Genomic DNA, 19,388 nt, shown 5'->3' with positions numbered 1-19,388 from the left:
TTCAGCGCTGATCGAAGGAATCCTCTTTCGACATCAACTCTTGAAGCTGCATATCAATATGTTGCAAAAGCAGATCGGCCATTCTTTGCAGTTGCGGAGCCGCAAACACATCCTGTAGCGGCACCTCGATCATCAACCGATTTTTGATCCGTGAAACCAGCTGTACGGCCAGCAGCGAGTGTCCTCCCAGCAAGAAAAAGTGATCCTGACGTCCCACCCGTTCCACATGGAGCAGCTCGCGCCAGATGTCGGCCAGGAGCTGTTCGATTTCGCCCTGCGGCGGTTCGTATTCCTGACTGACATAAGCCGCCGCATCCGGCGCAGGCAATGCGCTACGGTCAAGCTTTCCATTAGGGCTGACCGGGAAGTGGTTTAACGGCACGTAGGCGATGGGCACCATGTATTCCGGCAGACGACCGGCAAGATAGTGGTGTAGCGTTTCGGCCTGACACGACGCACCTTCCTCACCGTTCGGCAGGAAGTAAGCCACCAGACGGCGGTTATCGGGATCCTCCTCTTTCAGCACCACCAGCGATTGGGCAATGCCGGGGCAGGTATTCAGTTGAGCTTCAATCTCCTCTAATTCGACCCGGAATCCGCGCACCTTAACCTGACGATCGCCACGACCCAGATAGGCGATCGTGCCATCCGCATTCCAGCGGCCGATGTCGCCCGTGCGATACATCCGTTGCGGGAGCGTATGCCGGGATGGTGGCACGAAGGGGTCGGGCAGAAAGCGTTCAGCGGTCAGTGCCGGATGGTTGAGATAGCCGCAGGCCACGGCATCACCGGCCAGATAAATCTCGCCGCTGACACCGACCGGTACCGGCTGCTGCAAGGCATCAAGCAAATAGACGCGTGTATTGGCGATAGGGCGGCCAATAGGCGGTAACCGTCCCCAATCCTGCGCGGATGACGGCAGATCAAAACAGCTGACCACGTGGGTTTCGGTTGGTCCGTAATGGTTATAGAGACGGACATGGGAGAGCCGCTCGATGAACGCTTGTTGAAGCATCGGGGTGATGACCAACTGCTCACCGGCGGTGATGATCTCACGCAGCGAGTCCAGCGGTTGCGTTTCGGTCTGCAACTGGGCCGCCAACGCTTTAAGCGCGACATAAGGAAGATAGAGCCGCGCTATCTGACGTTGGCGGATCAGCGCGGAAAGTTTGACCATATCCAGTCGGCTAGCCTCATCTATCAGCACCAGCTCGCCGCCGAACAACAACGTACTGAAGATCTCCTGAAAAGAGACATCGAACCCCATCGCCGCGTATTGCAAGGTGCGCGGCGTCGTTTTTTCTCCGCGCATCTGCCGCTGCCAGTGCATGAGGTTGACCAACGCGCGGTGCGGCATCGCTACGCCTTTGGGCTGGCCCGTCGAGCCTGAGGTATAAATCACGTAGGCCAACTGCGAGGCATTCAGCGGCGAAGCCGGGTTATCCGTCAGCGGCTGCATCCGGTCTTCGATTAACCGTTCGGGCAACAACAACAGCTTGCATGCTTCATCGGTGGGCAGCCTTGATGACAGGGATGCGTCGGTTATCAGCACCCGCGGCTGGCCGTCGTGTAATAAGTAGCGGATACGGTCATCCGGGTAGGCCGGATCGATAGGCAGATAGGCGCCGCCCGCCTTCAGCACTGCCAGCACCGCCACCACCGATTGCAGGCCGCGCGGCAGACAGATCGCCACTCGCGTATCCGGCACCACCCCCTGTGATATCAACACGTGCGCCAGCCGGTTGGCGTGCTGATTCAATGCGTCATAGCTCAGTTGCTGTTCGTTATAGACCAGCGCCACCGCCTGCGGCGTGCGCCGCACCTGGGCTTCGAACAGCTGATGGATCCCCTGCTCCTGCGGATAGTCGGCGCGGGTATCGTTCCAGCCATACAGCACCTGCTGGCGTTCGGCGTCGGACAGCAGCGGCAGCCGGACAATCTCCTGCGCCTCATCCTCTACCAGTGCCTGTAACAAACGCTGCAGATATCCGATATACCGCGTCGCCGTCTCAGGGTCGAACAGGCTGCTGGCATACTCGATGCAGCCTTCGATCCGGTCGCCTTCCGCCTCTAACGCCAATAGCAGATCAAATTTGGCCGTTACCTGTCCGGCGATAAAAGGTGCCACCTTCAGCCCCTGCAATGCTAGCGAGTTCCCTTTATCCTCCTGCCAGACCATCATGGTCTGGAACAGCGGGCTGTGCGCCAGACTGCGTACCGGATTCAACGCTTCCACCAGCTGTTCGAACGGCAGATCCTGATGCGCCTGCGCCGCCAGCGTGGTCGCCTTCACCTGCGCCAGCAGTTCGCCCACCGTCGCGTTGTCCGCTATCCGGCAGCGCAAGGCTAACGTGTTGGCGAAGAAACCGATCAGCGGCTCCAGCTCGGTGCGGGTGCGCCCCGCCGCCGGCGAGCCGATCACGATATCGTCCTGCCCGCTCAGCCGGTGCAGCAGAATGGCCCAGCCGGTCAGCAGCGTCATATACAGCGTGGCGTCGTGACGCGCCGCCAGCCTTTTCAGCCCCGCCGTCAGCCCCGCATCCAGCGTGAAGTCGACACGCCCCCCGGCATAGTCCTGCACCGCCGGCCGCGGTCTGTCCGTCGGCAGCGCCAGCAGCGGCGGCACCTCCGCCAGCTGCTCCCGCCAGTACCCCAGCTGCGTTTGCAGGATCGGCCCTTCTACCCAGCGGCGCTGCCAGGCGGCGTAGTCCGCGTATTGAAGACGCAGCGGCGGCAGCGGCGAAGCTTTCCCGGCGGCAAAGGCGTCGTACAACGCCCCCAGCTCCCGCATAAAGAGGCCGACAGACCAGCCGTCCGAGATAATGTGGTGCAGCGTGAACAGCAGCACCTGCCGACGGTCGTCCAGCCGGATCAGGCGCCCCCGGACCAGGCCCCCCCGTTCAAGGTCAAAGGGGGCGGCCGCTTCCTCCGCGCTCAGCCGCGACAGCGCCCTTTCCGGCTCGGGATGCCCTCGCAGGTCGTCCACCACAAGCGCAAAAGGCGCGGGCGCGTGGATTTGCTGATACGGCGTGCCGTCTTCCGGCACAAAGCCGGTACGCAGCGGCTCATGACGCGCCACGATACCGTCGAGCGCCGCCTGCAGCGCCTCAACGTTCACCTCGCCGTCCAGCCGCACCCCGCCCGCCATGTGATACGCCGCGCTGGCGTTCGCTTCCAGCTGCGACAGGAACCACAGCCGCTGCTGGGCAAACGACAGCGCCAGCCGCCCCGTGCGCTCGGCCGGGGCTATCGGCGGCAGCGCGCTCAACGGCGCCTGCCCGACCGCCTGCGCGAAGGCCGCCAGCACCGGATGGGCAAACAGCGTGCCGAGCGCCACGTCACGCCCCAGATTCTGACGCACCCGCGACAGCAGCTGGATAGCCAGCAGCGAGTGGCCGCCCAGCGCGAAGAAGTGGTCGTGCCGCCCCACGGGCTCGACGCCCAGCAGTGACGACCACAGCCCCGCCAGCGTGGTTTCGGTTTCCCCCTGCGGCGCTTCGTAGCGCTGCACGGCGTAGGCCCCGGCGTCCGGCTCCGGCAGCGCCTGCCGGTCCAGCTTGCCGTGCGCGGTCAGCGGCCAGGCGCTCAGGCGCACCCAGGCCCCCGGCAGCATGTAGTCCGGCAGCTCCGCCGCCACCCAGTCGCGCAATGACTGCGCCTCCTGCGGCTCCTCCGACAGATAGTAGGCCACCAGTCGGCTATCCCCGTCCTCCGCCTGCCGCGCGATGACCACGCAGTCATCCACCGCCGGATGACGGCGCAGCCGCGCCGCTATCTCGCCCAGCTCAATGCGGAAGCCGCGGATTTTGACCTGATGGTCGTTGCGTCCCAGATATTCCAGCGCGCCGTCGCCGGACCAGCGCGCCCGGTCGCCGGTTTTGTACAGCCTCGCGCCCGCTTCATCCGCAAACGGGTCGTCAATAAAACGCGCCGCCGTCAGCGCCGCCCGGTTCAGGTAACCGCGCGCCACCCCGCCGCCGCCGACGTACAGTTCGCCCGCCACGCCCACCGGCACCGGCTGGCCCGCCTCGTCCAGCACGTAGATGCGCAGGTCCGGGATACGTTCGCCTATCGGGCTGACGTCAAGCGCCGTGTCCGCCGGCGAGAGCTGACGGTAGGTGACGTGCACCGTGGTTTCGGTGATGCCGTACATATTCACCAGCGTCGTGCGCTCGCCGTTTTGCGCGTACCACGGCGCCAGCATCGCCGGCTCCAGCGCTTCCCCGCCGAAAATCACCCAGCGCAGCGCATGTGACAATGACGGCGGGGCCTCCGACTGGGCGGCAATCAGGGGCCGGAACGCCCCCGGCGTCTGGTTCAGCACCGTCACGCCCTGCTCGCACAGCAGCTGATAAAACGCCGCCGGCGTCCGCGCCGTCTCCTGCGCCACCACCACCAGCCGGCCGCCGTGCAGCAGCGCGCCCCACAGCTCCCACACCGAGAAGTCGAACGACAGCGAGTGGAACAGGCTCCAGACATCGTCGGCGCCAAAGTCGAACCACCGGCGGGTGGACGCGAACAGCCGCATCACCTGCGCGTGCTCCACCATCACCCCTTTCGGCTGCCCGGTGGAGCCCGAGGTGTAAATCACGTAGGCCAACTGATGCGGGTCTGCCGCCCGGTCCGGGTTGCCGTCCGGCTGCCCGGCCAGCAGCGCCGGCGACGCCAGGTCGAACAGGCGCACGTCCGTGGGCGTCTGCGCCCACAGCGCGCCTTCGGTTATCCACCCCAGCGGCGCGCTGTCTTCCAGCAGATAGCGAATGCGGTCGGCCGGGTAAGTCGGGTCAATCGGCACGTAGCCGCCGCCCGCTTTCAGCACCGCCAGCACCGCCACAACCATCTCCACGCCGCGCGGCAGGCTGATGGCCACCCGGCTCTCCGGCCCCACGCCCTGCGCTATCAGCGCGTGCGCCAGCCGGTTGGCCCGTCGGTTAAGCTCGTCGTAGCTGAGCCGCTGCTCGCCGAACGCCAGCGCGACCGCCTGCGGCGCACGACGCGCCTGCGCTTCGAACTGCTGATGCAGGCATGCGTCGACGGGCTCGGATTGAGTCTGATTCCAGCCGTGCAGCAGGGTGTGACGTTCGTCATCGGTCAGCAGCGGCAACTGCGCTACCGGCTGAGTCTCATCGTTCACCATGGCGCGCAGCAGCACCTGCCAATGCGACAACATACGCGCCACCGTCACCCGGTCGAACACGCTCACGGCAAAGTCCAGACTGCCGGAAAGGGTCGCGCCCGTTTCTTCAAAAGACACCAGCAAATCAAATTTGGCGCTCACCGGTTCAGCGCTGAAAGATTCGACCTGCATGCCGTCCAACTGCAGGGCATCATCCGGCAAGTTCTGCCATGCCAGCATGGTTTGAAACAACGGGCTGTGCGACAGGCTGCGCGTCGGGTTGAGCGCTTCCACCAGTTGTTCGAACGGCAGATCCTGATGGGCCTGCGCCGCCAGCATGGTCTCCTTCACCTGCGCCAGCAGTACGCCGACCGAGGCCGCACCGTCCACCCGGTTACGCAGCGCCAGCGTATTAACAAAGAAACCGATCAGCGGCTCCAGTTCGGTACGGGTACGCCCGGCCACCGGTGCGCCGACCACGATGTCATCCTGCCCGCTGAGGCGATAGAGCAGCAGCGTCCAACCCGCCAGCAGCGTCATATAAAGCGTGGTTTCGTGCCGCGCCGCCAGCGCCTTCAGCCCGGCGGTCAACGTCGCATCGAGCGTGAAGTCGATACGTTCGCCCATATAATCCTGCACCGACGGCCGCGGACGATCGGTCGGAAGCTCCAACAGAGGCGGCGCATCCGCCAGTTGCTCACGCCAGTAGGCGAGCTGCGACTGGAGGACTTCGCCCTGCAACCAGCGTCGCTGCCAGGCCGCGTAGTCCGCGTATTGAATCGCCAGCGGCGGCAGGGGATCGGGCTGCTTCTGACTGAAGGCCCGGTACAGTTCGCCCAGTTCTCGCATAAAGCCGCTGAGCGACCAGCCGTCGGCGACGATATGGTGCAGCGTCACCAGCAGCACCTGTTCGCGCTCGCTCAGCAAGACCAGCCGACCGCGAACCGGCGGTCCCTGTTGCAGATCGAAAGGTTCAGCCGCTTCTTCGTCGGCCAGTTGGCGCAATTCGGCGGCGGGCCGCCCGCGCAGGTCGTGCACGGTCAGCGCAAAAGGCGCAGGCTCATCAATCTGCTGCCACGGCATGCCCTCCACGTCGACGAACCGAGTGCGCAGCGCCTCATGACGCGCCACGATGCGGTCCAACGCCATCACCAGCGCGCCTCGGTTCAGTTCGCCGCTGAGCTTCAGGCCGCCAGCAATATGGTAGGCGGTGCTGGCCCGGGCCTCCAACTGGGTTAAGAACCATAGCCGCTGCTGCGCAAACGAGAGCGCTAGCGGCTGAGCCCGATCGGCAAGCGTAATCGCCGGGAGCGAGCAGATCGGCGCGCGGTCCACTATGCCAGCGAAATCTGCCAGCACCGGATGAGTAAATAGCGTACTCAGCGCCACTTCACGTCCGTGTTCATGGCGGATCCTCGACACCATTTGAATCGCCAGCAGTGAGTGACCGCCGAGGATGAAAAAGTGGTCGTCTCTCCCGACCCGCATACCCCCTAAGAGTTCGGACCACAGTTCGGCCAGCGCCGATTCGGTTTCCCCCTGCGGCGCGACATAGGTCTGCCGCTGATAATCGGATGCGTCCGGTGCAGGCAGCGCGCGGCGATCGAGTTTGCCATTTGGCGTCAGCGGCCAGGCGGCCAGATGAACCCATGCGCTCGGTAACATATAATCCGGCAGTTTTTCCGCCAGCCAGCCGTGCAATTCGCGGGCCGCCTGCGGCTGCTCAGACAAATAGTAAGCTACAAGCCGCGTCTCTCCGTTCTCTTCGGATCGTGCCGTGACCACACAATCATGGATGGCGTCGTGAGCGCCCAATAGCGCTTCAATCTCACCCAGTTCGATACGAAAACCGCGAATTTTCACCTGATGATCGTTGCGTCCCAGGTATTCCAGCACGCCGTCCACCCGCCAGCGCGCCCGGTCGCCGGTCTTGTACAACCGCGCGGCGGGATCAACCGAGAAGGGATTCGCGACAAAGCTCGCCGCCGTCAGCATCGGCCGGCCCAGGTAGCCGCGCGCCAGTTGCACCCCGCCGAGATAAAGTTCTCCCGCCACGCCGACCGGCACCGGCTGCCCCAGGTTATCCAGCACATAGGTTTGCGTGTTGGCGATCGGTCGGCCAATCGGCACAAGCGGAGAGGTTTCGTGGCCGAGCGCGGGCCACGCAGTGACGTCGACCGCCGCTTCTGTCGGCCCATAGAGATTGAAGAGCGCCGCTCGTGGCAGACAGGCGAGAGCCTGCCGCGCCAGCGCCGATCCCAGCCCTTCTCCACTACAGATAACGCGCCGCAGGCTATCGCATCCACAAGCCGCTTTGCTGGAAAGAAAGGCTTGCAGCATCGGGGGAACAAAATGCACGGTGGTGACGGCCCGCCGTTGGATAAGTTGGGCAAGATAGTCGGGATCTTTTTGTCCTTCGTGACGAGCCAGTACCAGCGGTACGCCCACCATCAGCGGCCAAAACAGTTCCCAGACCGAGACGTCGAATCCCAGCGGCGTTTTCTGCAGCACAACATCATCGGCGGCAAGCCGATATTCATCCTGCATCCACATCAGGCGATTAACGATAGCCCGGTGTTCGATCATCACGCCTTTGGGTTTTCCGGTCGACCCCGAGGTATAAATCACGTAGGCCAGGTGATGCGGCATCACCCCCTGCGAATCGGGATTGAACGTCGGCCGCTGACGGAGGCCATCAGCATGATCCAGATCGACCAACGACGTCCCCGACGGCCGTTGTGCAGGCAGATTGCCGCGGGTTATCAGCACTCGCGGTGCGCTGTCCTCCAGCATCGCATTGATGCGGTCAATGGGATAAGCCGGGTCAATCGGCACGTAAGCGCCGCCCGCCTTCAGCACCGCCAGTACCGCCACCACCATCTCCAGGCTGCGCGGCAGGCAAATTGCCACCCGTTCGTCCGCTCCTACGCCATGCGCTATCAGCTCGTGGGCCAATGCGTTGGCCTGCTGGTTCATCGCGCCGTAGCGCAATTGCCGATCGTCATACACGAGCGCCACCGCCTGCGGCGTGCGTGCGCTCTGCGCCTCAATTAACTGATGCAGGCACTGGCCGTTCGGGTAATCCTTGCGGGTGGCATTCCATTCATACACCACCTGCCGGCGCTGAGTTTCGGTCAACAGCGGCAACTGCGCTACCGCCAGATCGTCGTCCCGGACCAGCGCCCGCAGCAGCACCTGCCAATGTTCAACGTAGCGTTCCACCGTTTCCCGGTAGAACAGGCTACTCGCAAATTCGAGACTCCCCTCAAGGCAGCCCGCGCGAATGCCCAGCGTCATCGACAAGTCGAACTGCGTCGTCACCTGCCCGGCGTTAAAGGGTTCGGCCGTTATCCCCTCTAGGCGTAACATGTCATCGCCCTCGTTATTCCAGACAAATAACGTTTGAAACAACGGGCTGTGCGCCAGGCTGCGTGTCGGGTTGAGCGCTTCCACCAGCTGTTCGAACGGCACATCCTGATGCGCCTGCGCCGCCAGCGTGGTGGCTTTGACCTGCCCGAGCAACGCGGCTACCGAGGTGTCGCTATCGACCCGGCAGCGCAATGCCAGCGTATTGACGAAGAAGCCGATCAAGGGCTCCAGTTCGATGCGGGTACGGCCTGCTACCGGCGAGCCGATCACGATATCGTCTTGTCCGCTCAGCCGGTGCAGCAGAATCGCCCAGCCCGTTAGCAGCGTCATATACAGCGTCGCGTCGTGACGTACCGCCAGCGCCTTCAGGGCGTCTGTCAGGCCGGCGTCCAGCCGGAAGTCAACCCGTCCGCCGGCGTAGTCCTGCGCCGCCGGTCTCGGCCTGTCGGTCGGCAGCTCCAGCAGCGGCGGGACATCCGCCAGCTGTTCACGCCAGTATGCGAGTTGCATTTGCAGTACACTGCCCTGCATCCATTGCCGCTGCCAGGCGGCAAAATCCGCATACTGAACGGTCAACGGCGGCAAGGGATCGCATTCACCCTGACAAAACGCCGGATACAACGCATTGAGTTCTTCCATCAGACGAGCCAGCGACCAGCCGTCGGAGACAAGATGGTGCATCGTCACCAGCAAAACATGCCGCTGGGCATCGAGCCGGATGAGCCGCCCGCGAATCGGTCCATCCTGTGTGACGTCAAACGGCATCGCCGCTTCATGCTCCGCCATACGACGCAGGGCGTCGTCCGTATCGGGGCTGGAGCTCAGATCATGCCGAGTCAGCGCGAACGGTTCCGCCGCAAAAATCTGTTGGCAGGGGGTGCCGTTTACCGCGATGAAACGAGTACGCAGCGACTCATGGCGCACGACAATGCGATCCAGCGCCGCCTGCAACGCATCGACGTTTAACGCGCCGGTCAAGATCACGCCGCCTGCGATATGGTAGGCCGCGCTGGCGCGCGCTTCTAACTGCATCAGGAACCACAGCCGCTGTTGAGCAAACGACAAGGCCAGCGGCGAATCCCGGTCAACCGGCATGATCGGCGCCAACGGACGACATGCGGATGGCTCGACGATCTGCGCGAAATCAGCCAGTACCGGATGGTCAAACAGCGCGTTCAACGCTATTTCCCGCCCCAGATGACGGCGAATACGCGACAGCAGTTGAATAGCCAACAGCGAATGGCCGCCGAGGGCGAAGAAGTGATCGTCGCGGCCCACCTGCTCTATCCCGAGGAGATCGGCCCAAAGTTTGGCCAGCGCCGTTTCCGTTTCCCCCTGCGGCGGGATATAAATCTGCCGCTGGTAGGCTGATGAATCCGGCGCGGGCAGCGCGCGGCGATCGAGTTTGCCATTTGGCGTCAGCGGCCAGGCGGCCAGATGAACCCATGCGCTCGGCAGCATATAATCCGGCAATTGCTCAGCCACCCAGTCACGCAGCGCGGTGACCGTCAGCGGCTGCGGCGACAGGTAGTAAGCCACTAACCGCACGTCCGCATCGCTCTCCTTGCGGGCCACGACCGTGGCGTCGGCCACATCGGCATGGCTGCGCAGACGCGCTTCGATTTCACCCAGTTCAATGCGGAAACCGCGAATTTTGACCTGATGGTCATTACGCCCCAGGTATTCCAGCGCGCCATCATCACGCCAGCGTACCCGATCGCCCGTCCTGTACAGGCGACGCCCCGGCACAGCGCCGAAGGGATCATCCACAAAGCGTTCAGCCGTTAATGCGGGCTGATTAAGGTAACCCTGCGCCACCCCATCGCCGCCGATGTACAGTTCACCCGCAATGCCCACCGGCACCAGCTGTTTTGCGCTATCCAACACATAAACTTGCGTGTTGGCGATAGGCTGGCCGATAGGCACGTTGGAATCTGGATTCAGGCCGGACGAAACGCACTGTGCCGTTGACCAGATGGTTGTCTCCGTCGGGCCATAGACATTCCACAGCAGGCCGACGGCATCGCTCAGCCTTGCGGCCAACGCGCCATTCAGCGCTTCTCCGCCGCACAATGCGGTCAGCGTCGAATGCCCCGGCCAACCATTATCGAGCAGCATCCGCCAGGTTGCCGGCGTGGCCTGCATAGTCGTAATGCCCGAATGCTGAATGAGATCTGCCAAACGAACCGGATCGTTGCTTTCAGCGTGGCTGGCCACCACCACCGCCGCGCCGCTAAGCAGCGGCAGAAACAGCTCCAACGCCGCGATATCGAACGCGATGGTCGTCACCGCCAGCCAGCGGTCGCCTGACGTCAACCCAAGCTGTGCGTCGAACGACGACAGCAGATTCAGCAGAGCCCGTTGTCCCACCATGACCCCTTTGGGTCTGCCGGTTGAACCCGAGGTGTAGATAATGTAGGCCAGAGCATCGGCATGACGAGCAAGCGGCGCAGGATTGCTCTCCGGTCCCGCCTCCCCATCGTCACAGGTACGCAAATCGATGAGAGAGGATGCATGAGCCGCTCCGCACACGCTATCACCTGAGACAATCGTCACGCGCGGCTGGCTATCTTTCAACATGTGATCGATACGCTCCGCCGGGTAAGACGGGTCGATCGGTATGTAGGCGCCGCCGGCTTTCAGCACCGCCAGCATCGCGACGACCATCTCCACGCCGCGCGGCAGGCAGATAGCCACCCTCTCATTCTGCGTCACACCCAACGAGATCAGGTTATGCGCCAGCCGGTTCGCACGTCGGTTGAGCACTTCGTAGCTCAACGTTTGCCGGCCGAAAATCAGCGCCGGAGCCTGCGGCGTTCGTGCAACCTGAGCTTCAAAAACATGATGAAAACAGTCATCGCGCCCATAGTCGGCCTCCGTGGCGTTCCACACGTGCAGCAGTTGGTTTATTTCCACGTCGGGTAATATCGACAGCGAGCGGGCCGGGGTATCTGGCGCTTCATTGAGCGCCGTCACCAGCGCGTTCAGGATCTGATACAGGTAACCCTTGAGGCGATGGGGATCGGCCTGCCCACACACCTGCACCTCAACCAAAAAGCTCTGCCCGGTGTCATCCACGTTCAACGTGAACGGATAGTGAGTACGCTCTTTCGTGGTCAGCATCTCAGCGCCGGTGCCGGACAAATCCACCAGCCCGGCGATACGGCTATGCTGGCTGTGGCGGAAGTTGAGCAACGACGAAAACAGCGGGGTTGCCTGCGGCACACCGCTGCAACGTTGCGCCAGCGATAGCGGGGCATGTTCACGATCCAGCAGGCTGGCGAGACGTTGATGGGCTTGTTGCAGCGCCTGTAAGGTCGTTTGTTCTTCGATATCGATACAGATCGGCAGGGTATTGATAAACATCCCCATCGCCCGTTCGATCCCTTCCCCGCCTTTCATTCTTCCCAGCAATACCGTACCGAAAACCGGCCGGTGGGTTTCAGATGTCCGCGCCAGCATCACGGCCCAAGCCAAATGGAACACGCTGGCGACACTGACGCCGCTGCGCTGCGCGATGTCTCTCAGCTGCGCAGCAAAGCTCTCATCAAGCAAAACCCGCGCCGATTGAACGTCGTGGTGTTGATCGGTGATGGAGACATGACCAAACGGCGCCGTCGGCTCCGTCACCCCTTGCAGCATGTCCTTAAAGAACGCCTCGTGGTCGTCACGCTGCGCTTCACGACGAGCGTGCATGACAAAATGGCGGAAAGGCGTGGTCGGCGGCAGAGACGATTCATCGCCATCAAGCAGCGACCGGATCTCGTCCACCATAAGATCAAGCGCGGTATGATCAACCGCCAGCTGGTGCGTTTGCAGTTCGAGATAAACGTGCGCATCCACAGGATCGACAGAGACACGGCAATGGAGCAGCGGCGCGCGCCGTATATCAATGTATGTATCCAGGTGGGATTCGCGAGAGTATTCGACCTCCACGACGGGCAGCGCAGCATGGCGATACACCACCTGCAGCGGTGTTTCCAGCCCTTGCCAGAAAAAGGCCGTGCGCAGAATGTCGTGCCGATCGACCACGTTTTGCAACGCGTTGAGAAAGCGATTTAACGTGTCCGGGTGAGCAAATCTCAACGTGGTGATTTCAACGTAAGGATCGCTCTCCGGGCTTAGCAGATGGTGGAAAAGTATCCCCTCCTGCAATGAGGTCAGCGGATAAATATCCTGCACGTTTTGCGCGCCGCCGGGCACGGTCGAGACAATGCTGTCGATCTGTTCCTGACTGAGCGTAACCAGAGGGAGCATCTCCGGCACGATACGAGTCTGCGGCGTCGTCAGTGGATTGACGGGGATATCGTCCGCCACGTCGGATGTTGCGCTGACCCACTGCGCAAAGTCGGACAGTACCGGGGCCATAAACAACGCCGACACCTCCGCGTGCAGCGCCATAGGCCGCATCCGTGCCAGCAGTTGAACGGCCAGCAAAGAATGGCCGCCAAGCGCAAAGAAGTTGTCGTATCGGCCGACCCGCTCTACCCCCAGCAGACCGCCCCACAGTGACGCCAGCGTGGTTTCGATACCGTCCAGCGGCGCGACATAGCCCTGCTGTGCGTAGGCGGCCGCGTCGGGCGGCGGCAGCGCCTTGCGATCCAACTTACCATTGGAAGTTAACGGCCAGACGTCGAGGTGAACCCAGGCAGCCGGCAGCATATGGTCGGGCAGTTGCTCGGCGACCCAGGCGCGCAGTTCGCTAGCATCTTGCGCTTCAGGAGCCAGATAATAGGCGACCAGCCGCGCCTCAACGCTTCCCTCCCGCCATACCGTCACCACACAATCCGTTACCTGCGCATGACTACGCAACCGCGCCTCGATTTCGCCTAATTCAATGCGGAAACCACGAATCTTCACCTGGTGATCGTTACGGCCAAGGTACTCCAGTGAACCATCGTCATGCCATCGCACCCGGTCACCGGTCTTGTACATCCGCGCTTCCGGCTGATTGGCAAAGGGGTCGGAGACGAAGCACGCCGCCGTCAGATCGTCCCGGTTCAGGTAGCCGCGGGCGACGCCAGCACCGCCGATAAACAGCTCGCCAGCCACGCCGACCGGCACCGGTTCTCCATTTTTGTCCAGAACGTATACGCGAGTATTGGCCAACGGACGCCCAATGCAGCCCGTTTTGTTTACCGACTCGATGCGATGCACGGTGGCATTCACCGTCGCTTCCGTCGGGCCGTAAGCGTTAAACAACGCGGGACGCCAACCCTCGCGGGCGTACCAGCACTGAATCGCTTCATGGCTAACGGCTTCACCGCCAATCATGACCTGACGAACACAGCTCGGGATCGCCGCGCTGCCGTCTCGAATCAAGGTATTCCAAAACACCACCGGCAAGTTAGCGACGGTTATCGCATGGCGCTGACAAAGCTGCCAGAACAAGGACGCATCACTCACCCACTCATCGGTGCGCAGCACCAGCGCAGCGCCCGAACAGAGCGCGCCGAAGATCTCCTCCACCGACATATCAAAGGTAAAGGGCGCAAATTGGAGGACCCGGTCGTGCGCATTCAGTCCATAGCAGTGCTGTAACGCGGTGACCTGATGGCACAGATGACGGTGTTCAATCATGACGCCTTTCGGTTTTCCGGTGGATCCGGAGGTGTATATCACGTAAGCCAGATGATGGGCGGATAGCCCAAGCGCCGGCGTATCCGGATCGGTAACTGGCCACGGCGTCTCTCCGTCAAAGCGGTCCGGGTCGAGAATATCTATCCCGCTCGCTTGGCCTTGCCAAAACGCGGTACGAGTCACTACCACTCGAGGTTGACTATCGTCCAGTATGTAATTGATACGGTCGGCCGGATAGTTTGGGTCAATGGGGACGTAGGCACCGCCCGCCTTCAGCACTGCCAGCACCGCCACCACCATTTCCACGCCGCGCGGCAGACAGATCGCCACTCGCGTATCCGGCACCACCCCCTGTGATATCAACACGTGCGCCAGCCGGTTGGCGCGTTGGTTCAGCTCGTCGTAGCTTAGCTGCTGCTCGTTATAGACCAGCGCCACCGCCTGCGGCGTGCGCCGCACCTGGGCTTCGAACAGCTGATGGATCCCCTGCTCCTGCGGATAGTCGACGCGGGTGTCGTTCCAGTCATGCAGCATGCGCTGACGTTCGGCGTCGGACAGCAGCGGCAGCCGGGCGATATCCTGCTCTGCCTCTCCCGCCATCGCCCGCAACAGCACCTGCCAGTGAGCCACATAGCGTTCCACCGTTTCACGATCGAACAGGCTGCTGGCATACTCGATCCCGCCCTCGATCCGATCGTCGTACTCGCCCAGCGTCAGCGACAAATCGAACTGCGCCGTCACCTGATCGGACGTGAATAGTCGCCCTTGCAGATCACCCAGTTGCAGGGCTTCCCCGGCGGCGTTTTGCCAGGCCAGCATGGTCTGGAACAGCGGGCTGTGCGCCAGACTGCGTACCGGATTCAACGCTTCCACCAGTTGTTCGAACGGCAGATCCTGATGCGCCTGCGCCGCCAGCGTAGTCGCCTTCACCTGCGCCAGCAGTTCGCCCACCGTCATGTTGTCCGCTATCCGGCAGCGCAGCGCCAGCATATTGACGAACAGGCCGATCAGCGGCTCCAGCTCGGTGCGGGTGCGCCCCGCCGCCGGCGAGCCGATCACGATATCGTCCTGCCCGCTCAGCCGGTGCAGCAGAATGGCCCAGCCGGTCAGCAGCGTCATATACAGCGTGGCGTCGTGACGCGCCGCCAGCCTTTTCAGCCCCGCCGTCAGCCCCGCATCCAGCGTGAAGTCGACACGCCCCCCGGCATAGTCCTGCACCGCCGGCCGCGGTCTGTCCGTCGGCAGCGCCAGCAGCGGCGGCACCTCCGCCAGCTGCGACCGCCAGTACCCCAGCTGCGTTTGCAGGATCGGCCCTTCTATCCAGCGGCGCTGCCAGGCGGCGTAGTCGGCGTATTGAAGACGCAGCGGCGACAGCGGCGAAGCCTTCCCGGCGGCAAAGGCGTCGTACAACGCCCCCAGCTCCCGCATGAAGAGGCCGACAGACCAGCCGTCCGAGATAATGTGGTGCAGCGTGAACAGCAGCACCTGCCGACGGTCGTCCAGCCGGATCAGCCGGCCCCGGACCAGGTCCCCCCGTTCAAGGTCAAAGGGGGCGGCCGCTTCCTCCGCGCTCAGCCGCGACAGCGCCCTTTCCGGCTCGGGATGCCCTCGCAGGTCGTCTACCACAAGCGCAAAAGGCGCGGGCGCGTGGATTTGCTGATACGGCGTGCCGTCTTCCGGCACAAAACCGGTACGCAGCGGCTCATGACGCGCCACGATACCGTCGAGCGCCGCCTGCAGCGCCTCAACGTTCACCTCGCCGTCCAGCCGCACCCCGCCCGCCATGTGATACGCCGCGCTGGCGTTCGCTTCCAGCTGCGACAGGAACCACAGCCGCTGCTGGGCAAACGACAGCGCCAGCCGCCCCGTGCGCTCGGCCGGGGCTATCGGCGGCAGCGCGCTCAACGGCGCCTGCCCGACCGCCTGCGCGAAGGCCGCCAGCACCGGATGGGCAAACAGCGTGCCGAGCGCCACGTCACGCCCCAGATTCTGACGCACCCGCGACAGCAGCTGGATAGCCAGCAGCGAGTGGCCGCCCAGCGCGAAGAAGTGGTCGTGCCGCCCCACGGGCTCGACGCCCAGCAGTGACGACCACAGCCCCGCCAGCGTGGTTTCGGTTTCCCCCTGCGGCGCTTCGTAGCGCTGCACGGCGTAGGCCCCGGCGTCCGGCTCCGGCAGCGCCTGCCGGTCCAGCTTGCCGTGCGCGGTCAGCGGCCAGGCGCTCAGGCGCACCCAGGCCCCCGGCAGCATGTAGTCCGGCAGCTCCGCCGCCACCCAGTCGCGCAATGACTGCGCCTCCTGCGGCTCCTCCGACAGATAGTAGGCCACCAGTCGGCTATCCCCGTCCTCCGCCTGCCGCGCGATGACCACGCAGTCATCCACCGCCGGATGACGGCGCAGCCGCGCCGCTATCTCGCCCAGCTCAATGCGGAAGCCGCGGATTTTGACCTGATGGTCGTTGCGTCCCAGATATTCCAGCGCGCCGTCGCCGGACCAGCGCGCCCGGTCGCCGGTTTTGTACAGCCTCGCGCCCGCTTCATCCGCAAACGGGTCGTCAATAAAACGCGCCGCCGTCAGCGCCGCCCGGTTCAGGTAACCGCGCGCCACCCCGCCGCCGCCGACGTACAGTTCGCCCGCCACGCCCACCGGCACCGGCTGGCCCGCCTCGTCCAGCACGTAGATGCGCAGGTCCGGGATACGTTCGCCTATCGGGCTGACGTCAAGCGCCGTGTCCGCCGGCGAGAGCTGACGGTAGGTGACGTGCACCGTGGTTTCGGTGATGCCGTACATATTCACCAGCGTCGTGCGCTCGCCGTTTTGCGCGTACCACGGCGCCAGCATCGCCGGCTCCAGCGCTTCCCCGCCGAAAATCACCCAGCGCAGCGCATGTGACAATGACGGCGGGGCCTCCGACTGGGCGGCAATCAGGGGCCGGAACGCCCCCGGCGTCTGGTTCAGCACCGTCACGCCCTGCTCGCACAGCAGCTGATAAAACGCCGCCGGCGTCCGCGCCGTCTCCTGCGCCACCACCACCAGCCGGCCGCCGTGCAGCAGCGCGCCCCACAGCTCCCACACCGAGAAGTCGAACGACAGCGAGTGGAACAGGCTCCAGACATCGTCGGCGCCAAAGTCGAACCACCGGCGGGTGGACGCGAACAGCCGCATCACCTGCGCGTGCTCCACCATCACCCCTTTCGGCTGCCCGGTGGAGCCCGAGGTGTAAATCACGTAGGCCAACTGATGCGGGTCTGCCGCCCGGTCCGGGTTGCCGTCCGGCTGCCCGGCCAGCAGCGCCGGCGACGCCAGGTCAAACAGGCGCACGTCCGTGGGCGTCTGCGCCCACAGCGCGCCTTCGGTTATCCACCCCAGCGGCGCGCTGTCTTCCAGCAGATAGCGAATGCGGTCGGCCGGGTAAGTCGGGTCAATCGGCACGTAGCCGCCGCCCGCTTTCAGCACCGCCAGCACCGCCACAACCATCTCCACGCCGCGCGGCAGGCTGATGGCCACCCGGCTCTCCGGCCCCACGCCCTGCGCTATCAGCGCGTGCGCCAGCCGGTTGGCCCGTCGGTTAAGCTCGTCGTAGCTGAGCCGCTGCTCGCCGAACGCCAGCGCGACCGCCTGCGGCGCACGGCGCGCCTGCGCTTCGAACTGCTGATGCAGGCATGCGTCGACGGGCTCGGATTGAGTCTGATTCCAGCCGTGCAGCAGGGTGTGGCGTTCGTCGGCAGACAGAAGACTTATCTGGTCGACGCGCTGGCTATCGTCGGTGATCACTACGTCGATAATAGCGGACAGATGCGTGAGATAACGGCTAACCGTATAGTCCGACAGGCGTTCCGCATCGTACTTGAGCAGGAAACTCAGACTATTTTCTGATTCCATAACTTCGGCGTTTAGCAGATTGGCGATATCACCATGACTGATCTGAACCGGATACGATACGGTGTCCCATCCCCCCCAGGATACCGTTGCGCCCGGCTGGTTTTTATCCGGCCCGCACTGGGTGCCCACCATCAACTTCATGACCCCTTTCGCACCACGATCAATCTGGTATGTGAACTGGGTTTGTATATAGGAACGCTGAGCGGAAGATCGATGGATCGGCAGACGTTCCGCCATGAGCTCAAAAGGATAATGTCGATTGCGCTTGGCCTGTCGGGCGGTGGCATGTATGGCGGTCAATAGTTCGCCAATGGTTAAATCAGTATCGAAACGCGCCGCAATAGGTACGACATTCGTGCAGTTCCCTACGGTGTTTCGCCACGGTCCCTGACCGCGCGCCGGCATCGGGCTGCCCACCATGATGTTGTCCTGGCCGGTATATCGCCGCAGGAAAATAAAATAGCTGGCAAGCAATAGCTCATACAGGGAGGTGCCATATTTTGCGGCCAAAGCGCCAAGGCCTTCCTGCTGGGCATCCGATATAAAAAAGGATTGGATGCAAGCCCGGGGAGCGGCGGACCCCGCCGAGGCGGACGCCAGATGCAGATCAAACCCTGCGCCGCCGGGTCCAGAGAACACCTGCTCCCAATACTCGAACTGTTTTTTGCCCTGAGAGCTTTCCAGCCACGCCTCCTGATGCGCGACATAGTCAAAAAAATCAGGATTATCATTGACCTTATCCACCGGTAATAGCTTCTTCTGCCCCAGCAGCCCCCCCCATTCCTCCATCAGAATCCAGAAGGAGTTACCGTCACAAATCAGGTGATCGATAACCCAAAGCAGGACGCTTTCCTCTGCGGAGATCCGGTACAGGTGAGCGCGGAGTAGCGGCTTACCATCATCAAAGGGCCGCCGGTATTCAGCCTCAATATGCTGTTGTAGGGCCGCTTCCGACCAGGAGGATGCATCATGCAAGAAAAAAGGAATTTCACCCAATGGACGAATGCACTGTTCAGGACCCTCATCACCATTGCGGAATGTCGCGCGCAGCATGGGGTGATGCGACATCATTAATTTTAGCGTGTGATGAATAATCGCAGGATCGACGTCGGCTAAAATGCGAGGGCAGAAAGCAATGTTATAACCACCACGAAGACGAGGCGATTTTTGATAGGAAATCCAAAGACTACGTTGGCTCGCGGAAAGTTTACTCCACATATCATCGACTCCTGTACATATAAGCACATCCCTGTCGGAGTAAGAGCCGTGACGCTCCTACTTATGTCGTCATTGTCTGTCCGTCATACGGTAGAACAGCTAACAGATAGGCGAAAATGATCGTTCCAGATATATTCCGCGCGCTGTTTCCACTTCGATATTGATAATTAAGTCTCCAATGTTATTTGGACGTTAACACGGGGTTTAAAAACAATCAAACCTG

Annotated in this window: 1 protein-coding gene; it reads right to left on the bottom strand. The window is 62.7% G+C overall.

Annotated elements, in window-relative coordinates:
* Position 1: 1 nt before the first annotated feature.
* Entirely contained in the window at positions 2-19,165 is a 19,164-nt protein-coding gene (locus I6N93_RS03580) for a non-ribosomal peptide synthase/polyketide synthase (protein ID WP_197669185.1), read from the bottom strand.
* Positions 19,166-19,388 lie beyond the last annotated feature (223 nt).

The sequence above is a fragment of the Lonsdalea populi genome (genome assembly GCF_015999465.1).
GTDB lineage: Bacteria > Pseudomonadota > Gammaproteobacteria > Enterobacterales > Enterobacteriaceae > Lonsdalea > Lonsdalea populi.
The sequence above is the reverse complement of the archived record's forward strand: the minus strand, read 5'-3'. Positions and strand labels throughout refer to the sequence as shown.

Excerpts from the sequence above, each read along its gene's own strand:
- I6N93_RS03580 (WP_197669185.1), bottom strand. The coding sequence starts at position 19,165 with ATGTGGAGTAAACTTTCCGCGAGCCAACGTAGTCTTTGGATTTCCTAT.